The organism is Mesorhizobium sp. CA4 (assembly GCF_020165075.1).
Classification (GTDB): domain Bacteria; phylum Pseudomonadota; class Alphaproteobacteria; order Rhizobiales; family Rhizobiaceae; genus Mesorhizobium.
Genome location: NZ_JAIUHK010000050.1, coordinates 18,522 through 35,510 on the forward strand (window position 1 = coordinate 18,522; position 16,989 = coordinate 35,510).

Annotated in this window: 15 protein-coding genes and 3 pseudogenes; 8 read left to right on the top strand and 10 right to left on the bottom strand. The window is 60.2% G+C overall.

Going from position 1 to position 16,989, the window contains the following annotated elements:
* The first annotated feature begins 388 nt into the window (after window positions 1–388).
* The 3 genes from LB528_RS27645 (at window position 389) to LB528_RS27655 (ending at window position 2,374) form a co-directional block, all read left to right on the top strand.
* Window positions 389–1,003, top strand: a complete 615-nt coding sequence (locus LB528_RS27645) for a class I SAM-dependent methyltransferase (RefSeq protein ID WP_224717010.1) — start codon at window positions 389–391, stop codon at window positions 1,001–1,003.
* A gap of 205 nt (window positions 1,004–1,208) precedes the next feature.
* Window positions 1,209–1,463 carry a hypothetical protein gene (locus LB528_RS27650; RefSeq protein ID WP_224717011.1) on the top strand — a complete coding sequence of 85 codons (255 nt, stop codon included), beginning with the start codon at window positions 1,209–1,211 and terminating at the stop codon, window positions 1,461–1,463.
* Window positions 1,464–1,951: 488 nt separating this feature from the next.
* The gene (locus LB528_RS27655; protein ID WP_411962273.1) at window positions 1,952–2,374 is read left to right on the top strand and encodes a DUF6894 family protein; all 423 of its coding nucleotides are present in this window, start codon (window positions 1,952–1,954) and stop codon (window positions 2,372–2,374) included.
* Window positions 2,375–2,811: 437 nt separating this feature from the next.
* Here LB528_RS27655 and LB528_RS27660 read toward each other — a convergent pair whose 3' ends face one another.
* From LB528_RS27660 to LB528_RS30490, 6 genes and pseudogenes are all read right to left on the bottom strand, one after another.
* Window positions 2,812–3,063: a hypothetical protein gene (locus LB528_RS27660; RefSeq protein WP_224717013.1), complete on the bottom strand. Its 252-nt coding sequence runs from the start codon at window positions 3,061–3,063 to the stop codon at window positions 2,812–2,814.
* Window positions 3,064–3,703: 640 nt separating this feature from the next.
* Window positions 3,704–3,916: a hypothetical protein gene (locus LB528_RS27665; RefSeq protein ID WP_224717014.1), complete on the bottom strand. Its 213-nt coding sequence runs from the start codon at window positions 3,914–3,916 to the stop codon at window positions 3,704–3,706.
* A 625-nt stretch (window positions 3,917–4,541) separates the two neighbouring features.
* Window positions 4,542–4,757, bottom strand: a complete 216-nt coding sequence (locus LB528_RS27670; protein ID WP_224717015.1) for a hypothetical protein — start codon at window positions 4,755–4,757, stop codon at window positions 4,542–4,544.
* Window positions 4,758–4,848: 91 nt separating this feature from the next.
* A complete protein-coding gene (locus tag LB528_RS30325) occupies window positions 4,849–4,974 on the bottom strand; it encodes a hypothetical protein (protein ID WP_263484210.1) in 126 nt (41 codons plus the stop codon).
* A 262-nt stretch (window positions 4,975–5,236) separates the two neighbouring features.
* Window positions 5,237–5,374, bottom strand: a pseudogene (locus LB528_RS30330) (hypothetical protein); the annotation flags it as partial.
* A gap of 76 nt (window positions 5,375–5,450) precedes the next feature.
* Window positions 5,451–5,519: pseudogene (locus LB528_RS30490) on the bottom strand (hypothetical protein); the annotation flags it as partial.
* Between the two features lie 179 nt (window positions 5,520–5,698).
* Between LB528_RS30490 and LB528_RS27680 the strand changes: the two are divergent.
* A complete protein-coding gene (locus tag LB528_RS27680) occupies window positions 5,699–6,142 on the top strand; it encodes a hypothetical protein (protein WP_224516889.1) in 444 nt (147 codons plus the stop codon).
* Window positions 6,143–6,156: 14 nt separating this feature from the next.
* Here LB528_RS27680 and LB528_RS30635 read toward each other — a convergent pair whose 3' ends face one another.
* Window positions 6,157–6,324, bottom strand: a complete 168-nt coding sequence (locus tag LB528_RS30635; RefSeq protein ID WP_411962274.1) for an excalibur calcium-binding domain-containing protein — start codon at window positions 6,322–6,324, stop codon at window positions 6,157–6,159.
* Window positions 6,325–8,458: 2,134 nt separating this feature from the next.
* Here LB528_RS30635 and LB528_RS30640 point away from each other — a divergent pair.
* Together LB528_RS30640 and LB528_RS27695 are read left to right on the top strand one after the other, a co-directional pair.
* Window positions 8,459–8,991 (top strand): annotated as a pseudogene (locus tag LB528_RS30640) (DnaJ domain-containing protein); the annotation flags it as partial.
* 462 nt (window positions 8,992–9,453) lie between these two features.
* Window positions 9,454–9,867 carry a response regulator gene (locus tag LB528_RS27695; protein ID WP_224516884.1) on the top strand — a complete coding sequence of 138 codons (414 nt, stop codon included), beginning with the start codon at window positions 9,454–9,456 and terminating at the stop codon, window positions 9,865–9,867.
* 17 nt (window positions 9,868–9,884) lie between these two features.
* Here the strand turns inward: LB528_RS27695 and LB528_RS27700 are convergent, their stop codons facing one another.
* The 3 genes from LB528_RS27700 to LB528_RS27710 all read right to left on the bottom strand — a co-directional run bounded on the left by LB528_RS27700 (window position 9,885) and on the right by LB528_RS27710 (window position 15,794).
* Entirely contained in the window at window positions 9,885–13,043 is a 3,159-nt protein-coding gene (locus LB528_RS27700; RefSeq protein WP_224717017.1) for a CheR family methyltransferase, read from the bottom strand.
* Window positions 13,044–13,434: 391 nt separating this feature from the next.
* On the bottom strand, window positions 13,435–14,658 hold the full coding sequence (locus LB528_RS27705) for a Fic family protein (RefSeq protein WP_318011525.1): 1,224 nt from the start codon (window positions 14,656–14,658) through the stop codon (window positions 13,435–13,437).
* An 839-nt stretch (window positions 14,659–15,497) separates the two neighbouring features.
* Window positions 15,498–15,794 carry a hypothetical protein gene (locus LB528_RS27710; RefSeq protein WP_224717018.1) on the bottom strand — a complete coding sequence of 99 codons (297 nt, stop codon included), beginning with the start codon at window positions 15,792–15,794 and terminating at the stop codon, window positions 15,498–15,500.
* Between LB528_RS27710 and LB528_RS27715 the strand changes: the two genes are divergently transcribed.
* Window positions 15,787–16,530, top strand: coding sequence for a hypothetical protein (locus LB528_RS27715; RefSeq protein WP_224717019.1), 744 nt, complete (start codon window positions 15,787–15,789; stop codon window positions 16,528–16,530). The two genes, LB528_RS27710 and LB528_RS27715, sit on opposite strands and share 8 nt — an antisense overlap.
* 104 nt (window positions 16,531–16,634) lie before the next feature.
* The gene (locus LB528_RS27720) at window positions 16,635–16,925 is read left to right on the top strand and encodes a hypothetical protein (protein ID WP_224717020.1); all 291 of its coding nucleotides are present in this window, start codon (window positions 16,635–16,637) and stop codon (window positions 16,923–16,925) included.
* Window positions 16,926–16,989 lie beyond the last annotated feature (64 nt).

Consider the following 16,989-nt stretch of genomic DNA (forward strand, 5'->3'; position numbering starts at 1 on the left):
TGCAGGCGGAGCTAGTCACCGGCTGCAAACCGAACAGAAACTCTCGGCGTTGTGGCTATGAACTCAACGCTCAGAAAGCACGCCTAGTTCGGCTGCAGGCGGTTCTAGCAAACTATCCTTCAGGACCAATTTCGGGAGGGCGCCAGCAGGCTGGGAGCGATAGCACGCACACTTGGTCGAGCGGGCGCTCGCATCCCCGATCAGAACCTCAACGTTGCGTATAGAGCGTCTCAGGCCGCCGCAGACGCTCCTTTAAGCAAGCCCCGCCAGTTGATGGTCGACATGCGATCGAGACCGGCGCATTTAGCGCCGGCTCCTTCTCGTTGTCATTCTTTTGCACGGTTTCTACGGTACGGAGATTTCGCGGGCGGGCAGGAGGAGGTCGAGAATGACAAGCCTTGCCGACGCCCTGAAAAATCGCGGCAAACATGCGATCAAGCGGCTGCTTCGCTACGATGACCGCAACTGGCTGCGGATCCGCCAGATCGAAGCTTTCACAACGTTCCTCGAAGCAGCCAACCGCAAGTCGCGCGACGTGATCGAGATCTCGCCGGGCTGGAACCGCTATTGGCGCGCGCTCTGCCCCAACTATCGCTCGGTCGATTTCCCAGATTTCGACATCTGCAAGGACCGCACCGAGGAGCAATATTCGATCGTCATCGCCGACCAGGTGCTGGAGCATGTGCAGCGCCCGGTGGCGGCTGCCGCCAACATCCACGCCATGACGAAGCCCGGCGGCTGGGCGATGGTGGCCACCCCTTTCCTGTTCCGCGTGCATGCTCGCCCGCACGACTACAATCGTTGGACGCCCCCGGGCCTTAAGCAGCTCATGGTCGAGGGCGGCTTTGCCGAGGACGACGTGCAGGCCTTCGGCTGGGGCAACAAGGCCTGCGCCAGGGCGCATATCGGTGGCCCGGTGCGGGCGTATGGGGTGTGGCGGGACTTGAGCAACGACGAGGAATACCCGCTTATGGTATGGGCTTTCGCGAAGAAGCACGGTTAATCCCTGCTCCGAGCAGGACTTTCGAACGGCCGATCCGAGCCAAGACGGGACCTGTCCAACTGAGAAAGGAGTCGGCCCGAGCGGTGCGCAGCAGAACGCGTTCGGCTTCTTCTTTGAACTCGCTCCCAGAGAGAAGTTTTCGACCTGCCCTCAGCGGAACCGACCAGCGAAATTGCCGTTCTCTCAGGCCGATCAGGAGCGCTCAATGTTCAACCCATGGGTCGATCTCTCTCTTTCCATTCTGGAGGCGCAGCAAGTGATCTGGCTTCGAAGTATGCGAATTGCCAGCGGCGGCAAAGCGGCTGAACGCGAAGCTAAGTTGATGATCAGTGAAAAAATCGAGGCTGCCGGCCGCGCAACTGTGATGCTCGCCATGGGCGCATCAGCAGACAAGCTCGCAAGTTACTACGGCGGGAAGATTAGGGCGAACAGAAAGCGGCTTTCACGGTCGTCTGCGTGACCTAGCAGCTTGCGATCCGCCACCACGCAGTTGATTTGCCATCTGACGCGCGGCTTGTTCAGCCAAAGCGGCGTAGGTTTTCGCGCGACGGGGCTTCCATGGTCTCCATGAGGTCAAACTCATTCACCATCCCGCTCTGGAAGAGATAGACCAGTTTGGCGGCGACGTTCTGCGCATCGTCCGAGTCCAGATGCCCCTCCTGCTTTTATAGGTGGTGCAGAATGCGCGTGAGCATTTCGAGGTCGGCCGCTTCGAGGATTTGGGTGTGCATCTCAGCGCCTCACGATTGGACGAGAGTGCTATTCGCTCTCCCAGCGTCCGTGCGCCATGACAAACCGGACGACGCACGGTCTTTAGGCGTTCCAGGAGTGGTTCGCATTCACATTTGAGGTTGTTCGCAAGCAGCGGCCTTTTAGCGCGCGCGGGAACGTTTATTTGGGTGAGAAGTTGGGCTGGGAGACCTGGAGAACATCTCAGAGTGTCCGTGTATGCCGTTGTTCTTTTTCGATATTTACGATGGAAGCGAGTTGATGAGAGACGACTCGGGTGTTGAATGTTCCTCCCTGGCAGAGGTGAGCAGCAGGGCGGTCCACGTATTGCCGGACATCGCCCGTGAGGAACTGCCCAATGGCACTGCGCGGACGTTGTTTGTAAAGGTGCGCGACGATGCCGGGCGCTACATCTTCAGAGCATCCCTCAAGCTCGCCTCGGCCTGGATGGTCGAAGATGTGGGCGGCGAGCGCCAGCCCGGTGAGGACCGCTGGGAGGCAGCACTCTCCCGCACCAAAACCCAACTTGGTGAGCTACGCCGAGAGTTTTCAGAGGACGGGTTTGCGTTGGAAATGGACGGGCTCGACAGTCTCTTTTCGGTGGCTGAGGGCGAAGTCGAACGGCTTCGCCGCAACAAGTAAATATGCGCTCCGCGCTATGTGCAGCGCGCAGGGCTCCCTGAACGATCCAGCGCCTAATGATGGAAAGCTCTAGGTCCTGCTGGTACTTCCCTCGCATTTTTTATCAGTTGGTTGATTTGTTTCCGAAGGGACATCCCCTCCAATTGCCGTATCTCGTACCCTTCGCTCTTAAGCTTTGTACGCACATCTCCGAAACTTGCGTATTCCCCGGACCTGGCCAGGTCAAATGCGCGCTCAATGGTCGTTTTTCTGTGATCCATAGGGCCACGCATATAGGCTCGAGGACGCCCGCGACAACGGTTTTTGGGCGCCAAATTTGAGGCCCAATCCTAGCCCCACGTCTTGTGCAGACGAAGTGGAAATTCTTGCAGCGTCAAATCCGACCTCTATGTCCAGCATCAGCGCAAACCGGCCGTAGCTAACGCTAAATCCAGGGTTCAGGAAGCTATCGCCATTTCCATTTCAAGCGCTGGAACGATCCCGTTGGCGTAGAGGATGACAGCATCCTCGAACTCGCCGCTTGCAGGATCGCCAGTGCGGCTGAATGCGACGACGCCAGCCGAACATCCCGCCAGTTTTTCTGCCAGTCGCAAGGCATGCTCGACATCCTGTACTTCCACCGCCTCTCCGGCGGTGATCGCTCCCTTGGGCGGAAAATTGAAACTCTGAACAACGAAATACGTCAGCAACACCGCCTCCTTTGCCGCGACAGTGTGACTCACCCAGCGATTATATATTTAACAGACCCAAGGCGAATTAGTCCTTGGCTTCAGGTATGGGTTGAACCTGATTAAGCAAGGTTGATAAGGCGGTAATGACCTGAGCCATCACGAACGGCTTGGTTATCATGATGCTGTTCGGAACGCCTTCGGACGGCCAGCGGACTGCGCTGTCCCCGCTTACATAGATCACCGGGAGAACAGGGGTCACGTCGCGGACGTGGCGGGCGATATCCCATCCGTTTTGCCTTCACCAAGCCGAATGTCCGTAAGCAATACTCTGATCTTTTCGGAGCCGGCGTCAAAGGTCGCCAACGCCTCCGTTGCATTGCTGGCCGACACAACGTCAACCCCGCCTCCGCAGCGCCGTCTCTAGGTCCAGCAGTATCAAGGGCTCGTCTTCAACGACGAGAACCGACATGTCGCCCAAGGGGAGACCCCACGTGCCGGCCGCTAACGCGAACCCGCCCCCAACCAGCGGATGAACTCTGCATCCTTCCCGGTGATTTCCTTCACCGCCTTCAAGATCACCCATGGCGCGGTAGCGGGCGCATTGCGTCCGATATCAGGGGACTAACGATACTCTTATCTGCATGAGTGTTGTTGCTCGTCAGTGCGCGGTTGTTGGTGGGGCGATCAGCAGGCGACGCTTGGCCGCCTTCGCGCGCGCTTGCCCGTTTCGGATGCGGCAGCACAGCGCAATGCTCACAGCGATACCATGGTTAGCGTCGAGCATAGCCGTCGCTTGCTTCAGCGACTGGTCAGCGCGCTTTGCGTGCTGCCGGGCAGCCGCCATTTCGAGAACTACAAGTTCGACCGTCATCCCGTTTCCTCCGTCAAAAACCAATCGGCGCCAGGGCGTTTTGTTCCTGCGACGGTCGGGCGCAGCCGTGGTCACAGCAGCCCCACCGGGGGAAGGTGTTTGGCTGCAGCCCTTGAGCACCGACACCGCTCCGGGCAAAAAACGGTGGCAAAACCACATTGATCGTTTGGATCGCTCAGTGTGGTCATGGCTCGCGGCAACTAATTCTGCGCTCGAGAGCCATGCGGGTTCCGCTCCATCGTTGCATAGGGGCAACCTGCCCCGTGTCGGAGCACGCCGGCTGATGGTGGCGGTATTTGGTCCGATCATCGCCCGCCGACTGGGCGATCGCCTGGTCCAGTGCGCGCAAGCTGCGATATATCCGCACTGGCAGAGGGCTGCGACCTTCGGCGACGGTCGTACGATCGGATCGGGACAGGCGCATTCGCGAGCTCCGAATGGACCATAGCAGGTAGGATAATGGGACCTCAGTCCTCATTGCAGCACGAGCGATTATCGAACAACTTTTACTTACCGCCGAGTTCGAAACCACTTCCCCCCGGAATAGGTGTAGGCGGCTAGGCCCGGCTCGCATAATCCTGTGTCACCCTCGATCTGCGAGCCGGGCTTGCGCCGAAGCAGTTCATCATTTGGCAAAATCCTTTGGCGGCTCCTCTGCAATGCTGAAGTCGTGGACGATGCCTTCGTATTCGTCGACAACGCGAACCCAGTGCTCTTGCAAGGCCTTGGTGGAGATCGCCTTTCCCGTCAGGGTCTCTGCGGCGCTGAGCGCATCAGGTGCTACAGATGTCGTTGCAACGATGCGTTCGCCATAGATCTCGTCGATTTGAAAGCGCGCCATCGAAAACCTCCTGAATCCAATGGCAACGCTCCCCGAAAGAGAAGGTTCAAGGTCCAACTAAGATCAGCGGAACCTAATATGCGGCTCCCACTTATGAAAAAATGAGCACACGCGGCGCCACTGCCAGACGGGCGGTGATCTCCGCCTTCTGCCTCTCCAGGTCTTCCATTCTCGCTTTCATCGAAGGTTGGTACAGGCCATCCGCGATCGCGGCCATGATGTTTGTCGCAAATGCCGCGGCGCCGGTGGTTGAGACAGGCATAGCGGTCGCGTGTGAACAGTCCGTAGCGCCCGCCGCTGCAGCCGCAGGTAAGCAACCCCGAAAGCAGGGAGACCGGCCGCTTCATTGTGTGCAGCCTCCTCGCCCGGGCCTTGCGCGTTGCGATCGCCACCGCCTCGAACTGGCTGGCAATGGATTTCTGCCTCTCCTTCACGGCCTGCCACAAATCGTCCTCGACGATCCTGAGATGCGGCACCTCGGCGCGGATCCATTTGGCTGGCGGATTGGCCCGCGACACGCGCTTGCCCGTCGCAGGATCCTTGACGTAGTGCAGGCGGTTCCAAATCAGCACGCCGGCGTAGAGCTCGTTGTTGATGACGCCGGTTCCCCGGATCACATGCCCGCGCAATGGTGTCGCCCCAGTGTCGGCCGAGCGGACCAGGAATGTCCTCCTTGTTGAGGTCGACGGCGATTGCCTTCGGGCTCGTGCCGGCGGCGAATTCGCGGAAGATGCGGCGCACGATGGCCGCTTCCTCCGGCACGATCGCGCGGTCGCCGCGAACGGGCTCGCCTGCGGCATCCCAGTTTCTTCTCCACCCGGTAGCCGTAGCACAGCCCGCCCCCGGCCTTGCCCTTCTCCACCCTACCCCGCAGGCCGCGATGGGTCTTAAGGGGCAAGGTCCTTGAGGAACAAGGCGTTCATCGTGCCCTTGAGGCCGACATGCAGCTCGCTGATCTCACCCTCGGCCAGGGTGACGATGGCAACGCCAGCGAATTTGAGATGCTTGAAGAGGGTGGCGACGCCGAGGCTAACAACTGCGACTGGTTTCTAAAGGACTACGTCTTGGATGCGGCATCTACTGCTATGTACTACGCCACCAAACAGCACTTGAAATTCGAGCGGGAAGGCCCTTTTCTCATCGGCTGGTCGCCCGCTTCCTCGCGCGGCAAGCCCGATAAGTTGGTTCTGGTCATAGATATGAGTGCATCAAACGACCAGGCTGCGATCGATCACGACTTCGATTTCTGGAAAGACCAGATCGTCCAGGATCCGGCTAGCTGGCGGTCCGGCTTTTCGCTTGAGGCCATTCGACAGAAAGTCAAAGACTTCGTCGACCACTACGGGGTTGACTTCGTTAAAGATGTCAAAATGGCCGGTCTGTAAGTGGACTGCGAAATTTAGCACAGCGTCTCGCAGACCTTACCGTCACCGTCCCGATCCAGCCTCTGGCCCCACGAACAGTTGTGCAGATACCATTGGGCTTCTTCGCACGACCCGATCTGCGCGCAGTATCGCCGCGGTTCACATGAATAGCCGCTTTGCGCGACCAGCTTGTGGCTGATAATGCCGAGCGGCTGGCTGGCCGGAGCCGCACCGTCGGCGTGCGACGCGCGCCGTGGTCACAGCAGCCCCACCGGGGGGAGGTGTTTCGCTGCAGCCCTTGGGCGCCGACACCGCTCCGGGCAAAAACGTTCGCAAAACCATTGGCTGTTTGAATGCTCAATGTGGTCATGGCTGGCGGCAACTAATTCTGCGCTCGAGAGCCATGCGGGTTCCGCCCCATCGTTGCATAGGGACAACCTGCCCCGTGTCAGAGCACGCCGGCTGATGGTGGCGATATTTGGTCCGATCATCGCCCGCCGACTGCGCGATCGCCTGGTCGAGCGCGCGCAAGCCGGGGATATATCCGCACTGGCAGACATGTTGGCTGCGACGTCACGCGACCTGTCGGCGGCGGTCGTACGATCGTATCGGGACACGCGCATTCGCGAGCTCGGCCTATCGCTTCAGCAGGCCATGCCATCAGCCACCGTGCACAAGGTCGCCAGCATTCATGCCGCGGCCGGCCGGAGCGCGCGGCGTCCGTTGCTTCATATATCGGATGGCAAGAGGGGCGGGGCGGAGGTCCCATAGACGCGGCGTTTCGCTCCGGAAGGTTTAGTCGCAAGCTGCGTCTGACGAAGAGCCCTTTCGCACCCCTGACAAGAGGTCTGCGTTGCTGATCTTTGGCCCAGTCATCCACGCCGGTGCTGTGGGCACGTCCTCGATCACGCCAATCTTGCGGGCCCAAGTCATAAAAGCCTTGTGTGCGGCCTCGACTGGTTTGCGACCGTCATGATATCGGCGGGGCGAGCGCTACTCGGCGTGGCTCAAAGCGACCTTGCGGCGGCGGCCTCAATTTCGGTGGCCACCCTTCGCAGGATGGAAGCGAGCCAAATGGAACCTGCCGCAGCCTGACAAACAATGTCGCAGCGGTGTGCCAGACATTGGAGATCGCCGGCGTCGAGTTCATCCCCGAGAATGGCGGCGGCGCCGGGGTGAGGTTGAAGCAGACGCGGCGCGGCGGTTAACCACCTTCGCATATTCGATCGAACTAAATAGGATTGCCGGCCGTTTTGAGGCCATGGAAGATCGCCAACCTAGATTTCGCTGTCATCCCGAGCCGTCTGGCACATGGACTGTCTGGGACGACGTTACCGATGAGCCCGCGACCTTGGGAGGATGCAAACTCGTCGGCCGCACATGGGAGCGCGCCAAGACTGCCCGCGACTTGCTAAGGCGGATTTACAGCAATCGGCTCGACGCTCGATCAGTTCGACCACACGCACCGATCAGTTCAGTGGGTCGCGTCGATGATCCCATTTCGTCAATTCGGAAGCGACAAGATTTAGAATAGCGCCGGTTGCGTCAGGCTGCGGAAAGGTGGGCAGGATGGTGGCGGCTAGGGTGCTCCATTCTACCTGTAGCTGGTCAAATGCGGCGCGAGGGCCTGCTATAATTCTGTATGGCAGCCCGAATGGTGATTGTTCTGGCGCTTCTCTTCGCCTTCGCCTAAGGATTCGCGAAACTTGTGGAACGTTATGGCGGCGTGGGCGACAGACCCCTCCGTGTGAATCGTCAAACCCTGCTTGTTCAGACGCGAACGCCCTGCCTGCAAAGGGTGGCAAGATGCCGATCGAGGAGATCACGCCGAAGCCGAACAAGCATTGATCGATTCCGGCCAGCCCCTCCAGCGCGCGTTTCCCGCCGCCGCTGTCTTACACCGCCGAAGCGTCCGGCGCGCTCTGGCGCTTCCCTGTGGCCTGAATTTGGGCAAGCATCCGCTGCCGGGAGGAAAGCCTCACGCTCCCGCTCGAGCCTGTAGACATCGGGCAAAGGTTGCCAGTCGGCCGGCTTGTTCTTCATGCACCACTTCTCGCCGCGGAATGACCAGTGCTCGATCGCGACGAGCTCGCTGCCATCGAACCAGGCGGACGAGTTGAGCTTCAAGAAATCAGACGCCTGGCCGCCCACCAGATTTTGTCGATGTCGAGATCGCCGCGGCCGCGCTGCCAGGGCGTCCAACCCTTGCCGGGCCGCTCGATTTAAATTTTCGTCGCGCATGCAGCGAATGATGCATAAGTATCAGCTTATAGATAAGGCGGCCGATTGACCTATTCGGTGGAATACAGCGCCAGCCAACTTGCTTGTGCTGTGAATATGCATGTTTTAATAGCGGGGGTGGTGGCTTGGGGAAGCGCCACGATATCCGCATTTGTCGATTATTACGATCTGATGGAAATGAGCCCGAGGGCGACGCCAGAAACGATTGAGCGGATATTCCGCTACTACGCAAACGCTATCAACCAGGAGACTGGCGACGAGCGGCGTTTTAGCACCTGATCGAAGCGCACAACACGCTCAAAGATCCTGCCGCTCGCGCGCAGTATGATGTTCTACATAGGGAATATCTGACCCATAACCGTGAGATGGCTCAGGAATCCAGCGATCCCCTCGTTGTCGAGATGGATGCGATCGTCCAGGCCAGAGTACTCCCACTGCTCTGCGAGAGGCGCCGGCAAGACGTCAACAATCCCGGCATCGGAGACCAACAGTTAGAACGCTTATCCAGTTGCCAACGCGAGCACCTCGAGTTCCACCTTGGGTATCTCAAGGCAAAAGGGTTCATCGCCAGGACTGAGAACGGGACATTTGCCATTACCATAAACGGCATTGATCGCGCCTATTCAGAGCGGCACGACAGCAGGCCTATCGCTACGAGATGCTGGAGAGCCTCGGGGCCAAGTAATCTGGTCACGGGCAAGGCGTCCAGCCCTTGCGCTGCTCTGGCGTCATCGCAAGATTCGTGAACTGCAGATATGGCCCATTTGAGTTCTCCTCGGCCTTGATTGGCCGAAGGAGAAACGGTGCGGGTCACCGCTCTGGGGCCGGCTCCAGACGGTCTCGTCTTAGCGGCGGTGTAGAGAAAGCGGACCTGGCTTATTGCCTAGCTCCAAGCTTGCGGGTTCTCAGGCGAAGGAGCCGGAACCGGGGTCCAACGTTCTCCGGCTGAAGCCATCGAACCTGCTGAATCATCTACCTCGCAAGCTATGTGCAGACCAAATTGGCCCTAGACTGCTGCCGGTCGGTTTTCGATGTCGCCAGCAGCAGTTCTCGGAAGCGACGGCTGGCCACAGGAAATTCGGAACTTTCTCGTGGCGAAGCGGTTAGTGTTCTTTGAGGACAACGGGGACGTGGGTTCAATTGAAAACCGAAAGCCACGAATCCTCGTGATCGAGGACGACGTCTTCATCGCAATGGATGTCGAGTACATGGTCGGCGAGTGCGGCTGCGTGCCTGTCGGGCCAGTCTCCAATGTCGAGGCAGGGCTGTTGGCGGTGCGGCAGAACGATCTCGACGGCGCGGTCCTCGACGTGAACCTCGGCGGTGAGCGCGTCTGGCCGGTCGCCGATCTGCTTCACGAGCATGGCGTTCCCTTCGTCCTCGCGACCGGTTATTCGATGGTGGAAGTGCCCGAGCGCTTCAAAGAGTGCCAGGTTCTGCACAAGCCGCTGACGGAGGGCGCTCTCTTTGCTGCACTCGACGCGCTCGGTCTCATGCGGCGATGAGACGGCCTCAGCGATTTTCATTGATCCATCAAGATGGCCTTCGCAGGCGCGACTATGACGCCGTGGTAGCCAGCCGGGGGAAACTCATGCTTGCAGGTGCCACGAAGTTCGTGCTGGGTGGACCGCGAGATAAAATTGAGGCCGAAACCCTTGCTCTCGGGCGGCGCAACGGGCGGGCCGCCGCTTTCCGCCCATTCCATGCTCAGTTCGTCGCCGTCGGTCGTGACCCGAGTCCAGTTCAACGAAACCCGTCCCGTCCCGGTGGACCACGCGCCGTACTTCGACGCGTTCGTGGCGAGCTCGTGCAGGATCAGCCCGAGCCCGACCACGACCTGCGGCTTCAGGTGGACCTCGGGTCCTTGGATGCTCAGCCCGTCGAGCCCCTCGCCGACGAAGGGGGACAAGATGGCGCCGACGAGGTCACGCAGCCTGGCGCCCTTCCAGTCGCCGCGCGAGAGGATGTCGTGCGACGCGGCCGTTGCGTGTAGCTGGCCCGTGAGCACCTTGAGTAGCTCGTCCTTCGTCTTTGTCTGTTTGGCCGCCTGACGGATCATGGACTGCACACTGGCCAAGTTGTTCTTCACCCGATGGTTCAGCTCGGACACCATGTGGGAAAGCCGCTCTTCAGACCGCTTGCGCTCGGTGATGTCGATGAATGTGAGAACGGCACCCTGAATCACGTCGTTCTCGTCGCGATAGGGCAGCATGCGCATGATCAGCGTCTGGGGCTCACCGCTTCGCGCCTCGACCTCCTTCTCGATCTGCTCCCCGCTGCGGATGACTTCGGCCACTTGCTGCTTCAGGGATCCTAAGTCGACGTGGCCGGCGAGTTCGTCCAGCGGTCGCCCCATGTCGTGGTCGCGCAGCCGGAAGAGCGGCTTGGCCGGTGGCGTGAAATTGCGGATGCGGAACTCGGCATCGAGAAAGAGCATCGCTATGCGGGTGTTGGAGAAAAGGTTCTTCAGGTCGCTGTTGGCGCGGCTCAGCTCCTCGACCCGCGTCGAAAGCTCATTGTTGACCGTGCGAAGCTCCTCGTTGATCGACTGCAGTTCCTCCTTCGAGGTTTCCAGTTCCTCGTTGGAGGACTGCAGTTCTTCGTTTACCGACGAGAGTTCCTCGTTCGAGGCGCGAAGTTCCTCGTTCGAGGTCTCCAACTCCTCCAGCGTGCTTTGCAGCCGTTCCTTCGTCGTCTGAAGCTCCAGCTCCAGCGCGCGTACGAGTTCCTCGTCGCCGCCTCGCTGCCTTGCCCGCTCGGTGTTCTCCGCCATCGCGGCGGCTCCTGCCTGAAAGACGACGAGACAACGGCATTCGCTCGCGTCGGCCCCGGTCAGGGGCTCCACGATCAGGGTAAGGTAGCGGCGCTCTTCGTCATGGCCCACGATCAGATCGTCGCGCACGAGCCGCTCGCCCGTGGTCAGCACCTTCGCGACGGCCGCCTTGATGTCCACGGCCAGTTCGGTGCGCGCCATCGCGGCGAGATTTGCCTTCGGCCGGCCGCGCGGCAGTTCGAGGAAGGCCCCGGTGCCCGTCGAAGCATCGAGGATCTCGAAGTCGCAATCGACGATGACATAGGCCGGCGTGTAGCGCTCAAGTAGTTTTTGCGCAGTACGGAATGCCGGATCGGTGACGTCAGGTTTCGTGGCGGCGTCCTGCCGTTGCATCTGCTGACGATTCTTGCCGTCGCCGCCGGCGATAGGAAACTCGGGCAGCCGCGCGGTCTCGCCCAGCCGGCGGAAGATACGGTGCTTCCGGTCGAACTCACCGAAGAGCTTGTCGTGCCCCGCGTTCTCGGCGGGGCCGAGGAACAGGAAGCCACCGGGCCGGAGCGCGTAATGGAACACCGGCATCAGCCGCTTCTGCAGTCCCGGGTTCATGTAGATCAGCACATTCCGGCACGAGAGCAGGTCAATGCGCGAGAACGGTGGGTCGCGCAGCAGGTTGTGCTGGGCGAACAGGCACATCTCGCGCAGTTGCGGACGGATCGTGTAGCGGCCATCCTCCTTTTCGAAGAACCGCTCCAGACGCTCCCCGTTGACATCGGCGGCGATGCTTTGCGGATAGCGGCCGATACGGGCGAAATGCAGGGCCGCCTCGTCGATATCGGTGCCGAAGATTTTCACCTCCGGCGGGCCCTCCATTCGCGCCCGGGCCTCCTGAAACAGGATCGCCAAGCTGTAGGCCTCCTCGCCAGTGGCGCAACCCGGAACCCAGACGCGCACCTCGTCGTCCTCGGTCTTTTCCTCCATCATCGGGCCGAGTACCTTCGCGGCCAGCGCCGCGAACCAGTCGGTATCGCGGAAGAATTGGGTGACGCCGATCAGCAGATCGCGGAACAGGCGCTCGGGCTCCCGCCGGTCGTCGCGCATCAGGTCGACATACGCGGACAGCGCGTCGATGCCCTGCATCTGCATTCGCCGGCGGATGCGCCGGTCGATCGTGCTCGACTTGTAGTCGGTGAAATCGTGACCGGTGGCGCGGCGAAGCACATCACAGATCTCGCGCCTCTCGCCATCTTCGACCTCCACATCGCGCGTGATGGGCTTCCGCCGTACGAGAAAGTCGGTGAAGAGCCCGGGCATGTCGGCGACGTCGGCCTCGCGGTCGACGAGGCCTGTGCGCGTGGCGCTCAGCAGCATGCTGTCGTATTCGGCCGTGTGAAGCGTCTGGGTCAGCGTCAGCCCGCCCGCCCCCTTGACCGCCTTGAGGCCGAGAGTCCCGTCAGTGCCCGCCCCTGACAGAAGCGCGCAGCCGCTATGCTCCCCCTGATCCTCAGCGAGCGAGACAAGGAAGGCGTCGATGCTGGTGCGCCGCGCGAGCGGGTCGCCGTCCTGCGCGGGGCGCAGCACGCCCCCACGGATCGTCATCACTTGCCCCGGCGCGATCAGATAGATCTTGTTAGCCTCGACGCGCGTGTCGTGCGTAACCTCCTCCACTGGTAACTCTGCCTTGCGCGCAAGAATGCTCGCGAGTTCGCTCGGCCGATCCGGCGCCATGTGCTGGATGAGCACCCAGACGATGCCGCTGTCCGCCGGTATGTTGCTGACAAGCTTCTGCAGAGCGGCCACGCCTCCGGCCGATGACCCGATGCCCACGATGGGCGGCGTGTTGTTCGTCGCTTTCGCTTCAGCGTTATCGTCGGCAGGTCTATCGCCGTCGTTGGGGGGTGGCCCTGCCATTTTCTTGGCGTCCTTGGTGGCGTCGTTTCCACCCTATAGAAGTTTCCGTTCGGCCGCGACCCCCCGGCCCCACAGCGGCTGTCGGCCAGCACCTCGCGCGCGGCCGGGGTTTCCGCAGCGAAGGCTCTCTCCGGGACCGGGAAACAGGCGCCCCGCGGGCGGACTGGGCAAAGGACGATGTGACGTGGAGGCGGGGCTCACGAACGGCAGGTTTCGGAAATGCTAAACTGCCCGTTTAGCGACCCACATGAAGGCGGGAAGCGGACATCCTCTGATCAGGGTGGCGCAAACGTCCGCTTCTGGCGCATCGAAGTAATTGATGGTTGCCGCAATGCAAGCTGCAAAGTTACGCAATGTGAGCTCCAATGTCGCCAGTCCTGATCCGTTCGTGTCATTTGCGATCAGGCAAATCCGTCCCTATCCGCAGACGCTCCATATAGGCTCGGTAGGCAAAGCTGCGGTCACGCTTCTTACCGGTCGTTTCGACGAGAATGCCAGCTTCAGCCAGCGCTTCGATCGCGCGGGTTGCCGTTGGCTTACTGGCATCAATCATCTTCATGGCGGACACGACCGTCACGATCGGATGTCGGGGAAGTTGCTCGAATAGCCTTAATGCCGAGACGGAAGCGGAGTCTGCACTCAACAGCCGGGCTCGGTCCGTGCTGACAAGATTGAACAACTCGCGCGCCGAGGCGACTGCTTCATCGGCAATCGTAGCAACCCCATCCAGAAAGAAGTCTGTCCAGCCCTCCCAATCCCCTTCCAGCCGCACACGGTTGAGCCGCCGATAATATTCCTCGCGGTGAAGCTTGAAGAATAGGCTGAGATAGAGAAGCGGAGCTTTCAGCAGTTTCCAATGCTCCAGCAGAAGCGCAATCAACAATCGTCCGATGCGACCGTTGCCGTCGAGATATGGATGGATCGTTTCGAATTGCACATGCAACAGCCCCGCACGCACCAGCGCCGGCAATTTGTCATCGACGTGAATGTATTTCTCAAGCTCGCTGAGCAACCGAGGAAGTTGGTCCGGCACCGGCGGCACATAGGTCCCGTTCCCCGGCCGACTTCCTCCGATCCAATTTTGGCTGCGGCGAACCTCCCCTGGCTGCTTGTTCGAGCCCCGCACGCCATGCATCAGCCGCTTGTGAGCCTCGTTCAGTAGCCGCATCGAAAGTGGAAGGCCACGCTTCGCTGCCAGTTGGCCACGCGCATAGGCCAGAGCGTCGAGATAGTTCGTGACCTCCTCGATGTCCGCATTGGCTGCAGGATGTTCCTCGGCCTCGAAGGCGAGGAGGTCGACCAGCGATGCCTGGGTGCCTTCGATCTGTGAGGAAATCACCGCTTCCTTGCGAACGAAGGCATAGATGAACCAATCGAGTGAGGGCACCATCTCGCCTGCGAGATCGAGCCGAACGAGCGCCTGCTCGGCTTCGCCAAGACGATGTTCGAGCTTGTCGTCGATGACCAGCGCCGGTCGCGCGGGCGGCAGGTCGAAGGGAACAAAGGCATCGACCTTCTCCCCGCCGACAATTACGCTTTCATATCGACCCGTCTTACGCGTTGGCATCACGTAACCTACATGAAGAAACGATCCGACAGCGCAAGGCACGGCCATGTTCCTTGCCTAATCCGCTAGATACAATCTCTTTACTAACAATGACCGTTAGTCAAGAAATCGTTCTTAGCGAGAGCCGCTGGAAACGGCTTCGTCCACAGGACGTTGCCTGGCAAATTTTGGCGACTCAAACCGGAAGAATCGGCTATTGGCCGCCCCGCGTCTCTCCCAATGCTGCTATGAGTGCCTGAAATTTCGGTATGAAACTGCTTTCCCATAAGATATCCGATTTCCGTCGTCTCCGTATCTCCAGCGTTCTGCCGCCTCATGAGGCTGAGCGCATTCGGCAGTACATGCTGGCTCTGTTGCGCAGCGTCGGCAGCCGCCCCGCAAGGTCCGCGCCTACGACTGGGATGAAATCGCCTGTGACTGCGCAGTCGAAGCAGACGCATTGGCCCGTGCACGGAAAGCTATCGAGCCAGGGCTTGACGCTATTGCGCGCGCCCTGAAAGACGCACGCAAAAATGACACCCCCTCGCCCCGATTGCGCTCTGCACAAGTGCCCAGTCGGGCTCGAAGCGATAGGGGTAAACGATCACCCGCCAGGCCGTCGATTGGTCAGCCCAGCGAGGCGCCGAAACAGGAGCCAGATTCGCAAACAGCCAATCGACAAAAGCCCGGGATGAAGCCTCGAGTCATCGAGGAATTTCCGAAGCCCCTCTTCAATGGATTGATCCGCCGACATTTCAGGAAGCCCTGAACTGCATATGCGTCGCCATGGCGACAGCTACTGGCATCTCCATCGCGCCGTCGTTCGGGACGGCGAGACATTCGATCATTCAACCATCCGCGATTGGCTGCAAGGTTCCAAGGCACCACGAAGCGTGGCTAGCATGGAATTACTCGGCCGCATCTAGCGATACCGGCTGCCGGAGGGATATTTCAAAGCAAAACTCCCACACCCGACGTGGTCGGCCTCCGGCCATGTTCTTGACGACATCGACCCGGCCGAACGGCGCCGGCTCGCCTGGCATCTGCCCGACGATTTCAACGCGCGGCCGCGCGAGGAGCAGGAAGAAATCCTTGAGTGGGTCCGACGCGTCATCATCAGTGGCTCGACCGATTACAGGCGCTTTCAGGCAGCTACCATGAAGCAGCGATACGCCATCCGTTTTCCCGGCATCGCCTATGGACAAGGCAGCCTCCGCCAACGATGACCACCATATAGACGTCGCCAATGAGATTGAGGCCACCTCATTTACCGATCCCGACCTGACCTCGGGCGTCATCGACGCGCCGCCGATGCTCGCCATGGAAATGGCCGACCTGATCCGCTTCAAGACGGCGACCTTGACCGTCTTCGGCCTTCAACGCAACGGCGTGTGGGGCGAAGAGACCGCGTCGCAGAAGATCGAGCATTTGGGTCTCATGTTCGGAGCCTTAGCCGCCCATCCGCGAGGCAACGTTCGCGGCTACGGCGTGCCTACGCAACATCTCACATTCGGCCTGCTGGTCTTTCCATCCGTCTGGGATTGGTACGTACAATGGCGCGAACGGCGGCGCGGATTCTACACGACCTGGGAGATCGACATGCTACGCATATCGCTTGCCCTCACCCGCAAGGACACCGGCTGGCTTCGCCAGCATCCGAATCTCGCAGAGCGGCTCCATCCCATTGCCGGTCTCGTCTCCCGGATGGACATCGATAGGGCTAAGGCTGACTGCGACGCTTGCGACGTCTATTTCAAGCACGCCTCATCGCGCGTGAAAGAAATTCAGCGCGTCGCGCGCGTCCATCGCGATCCCTTCGAACCGATCATGCCGGTCCTGGAGGCCGACAGCCCGGTCGGCGAGTATCGCAAGATCACTGAGGAGATCCTGCGGCTGATGCCTGACGAACGCCTTTACCGGCGCCCCGCTGCTCGTTCTTGATGCTACGCTTGGGATTGCATTTAGGGGTTCCTCAAAAGAACCTTCGGCAGCTCATGGTTTGCGAGCGGGGCCGTTTGCCGCGGTCGGAACGCCAACTTGCCGACATGAAGCGCGGTGAAATCCGTTGGAGCGACCGCGACAAGGGCTGGGAAGTTTTGATCCCGTCGGTTGCGTTCAAAAACGCCAACTCATCCTATTTCGGCAGCAAGCCATTCGGTCTGATTCTGCCCAACCTGGGTGGGCTCTACGAGAAAATCGAAACGTACATCGATCGGCACCGGCGCGTGCTCCTGGCAGGCGCCGAGGATCCCGGCACATTTTTCGTCAAGACGGTAAAAAGACACCAGCAAAGATGCGTCTTACGACCAGAACACCTTCTACGAGGCTGTCGGTAGCTAATCAAGTTGTCCGGTTTGGTAGCACATCATTTGTCCGCTTCAGTTTGCGTCGAAGCGGTTC

Excerpts from the sequence above, each read along its gene's own strand:
- LB528_RS27645 (WP_224717010.1), top strand. The coding sequence starts at position 389 with ATGACAAGCCTTGCCGACGCCCTGAAAAATCGCGGCAAACATGCGATC.
- LB528_RS27650 (WP_224717011.1), top strand. The coding sequence starts at position 1,209 with ATGTTCAACCCATGGGTCGATCTCTCTCTTTCCATTCTGGAGGCGCAG.
- LB528_RS27655 (WP_411962273.1), top strand. The coding sequence starts at position 1,952 with ATGCCGTTGTTCTTTTTCGATATTTACGATGGAAGCGAGTTGATGAGA.
- LB528_RS27665 (WP_224717014.1), bottom strand. The coding sequence starts at position 3,916 with ATGACGGTCGAACTTGTAGTTCTCGAAATGGCGGCTGCCCGGCAGCAC.
- LB528_RS27670 (WP_224717015.1), bottom strand. The coding sequence starts at position 4,757 with ATGGCGCGCTTTCAAATCGACGAGATCTATGGCGAACGCATCGTTGCA.
- LB528_RS30325 (WP_263484210.1), bottom strand. The coding sequence starts at position 4,974 with ATGGCCGCGATCGCGGATGGCCTGTACCAACCTTCGATGAAAGCGAGA.
- LB528_RS27680 (WP_224516889.1), top strand. The coding sequence starts at position 5,699 with ATGCAGCTCGCTGATCTCACCCTCGGCCAGGGTGACGATGGCAACGCC.
- LB528_RS27700 (WP_224717017.1), bottom strand. The coding sequence starts at position 13,043 with ATGGCAGGGCCACCCCCCAACGACGGCGATAGACCTGCCGACGATAAC.
- LB528_RS27705 (WP_318011525.1), bottom strand. The coding sequence starts at position 14,658 with ATGGCCGTGCCTTGCGCTGTCGGATCGTTTCTTCATGTAGGTTACGTG.
- LB528_RS27715 (WP_224717019.1), top strand. The coding sequence starts at position 15,787 with ATGGACAAGGCAGCCTCCGCCAACGATGACCACCATATAGACGTCGCC.
- LB528_RS27720 (WP_224717020.1), top strand. The coding sequence starts at position 16,635 with ATGAAGCGCGGTGAAATCCGTTGGAGCGACCGCGACAAGGGCTGGGAA.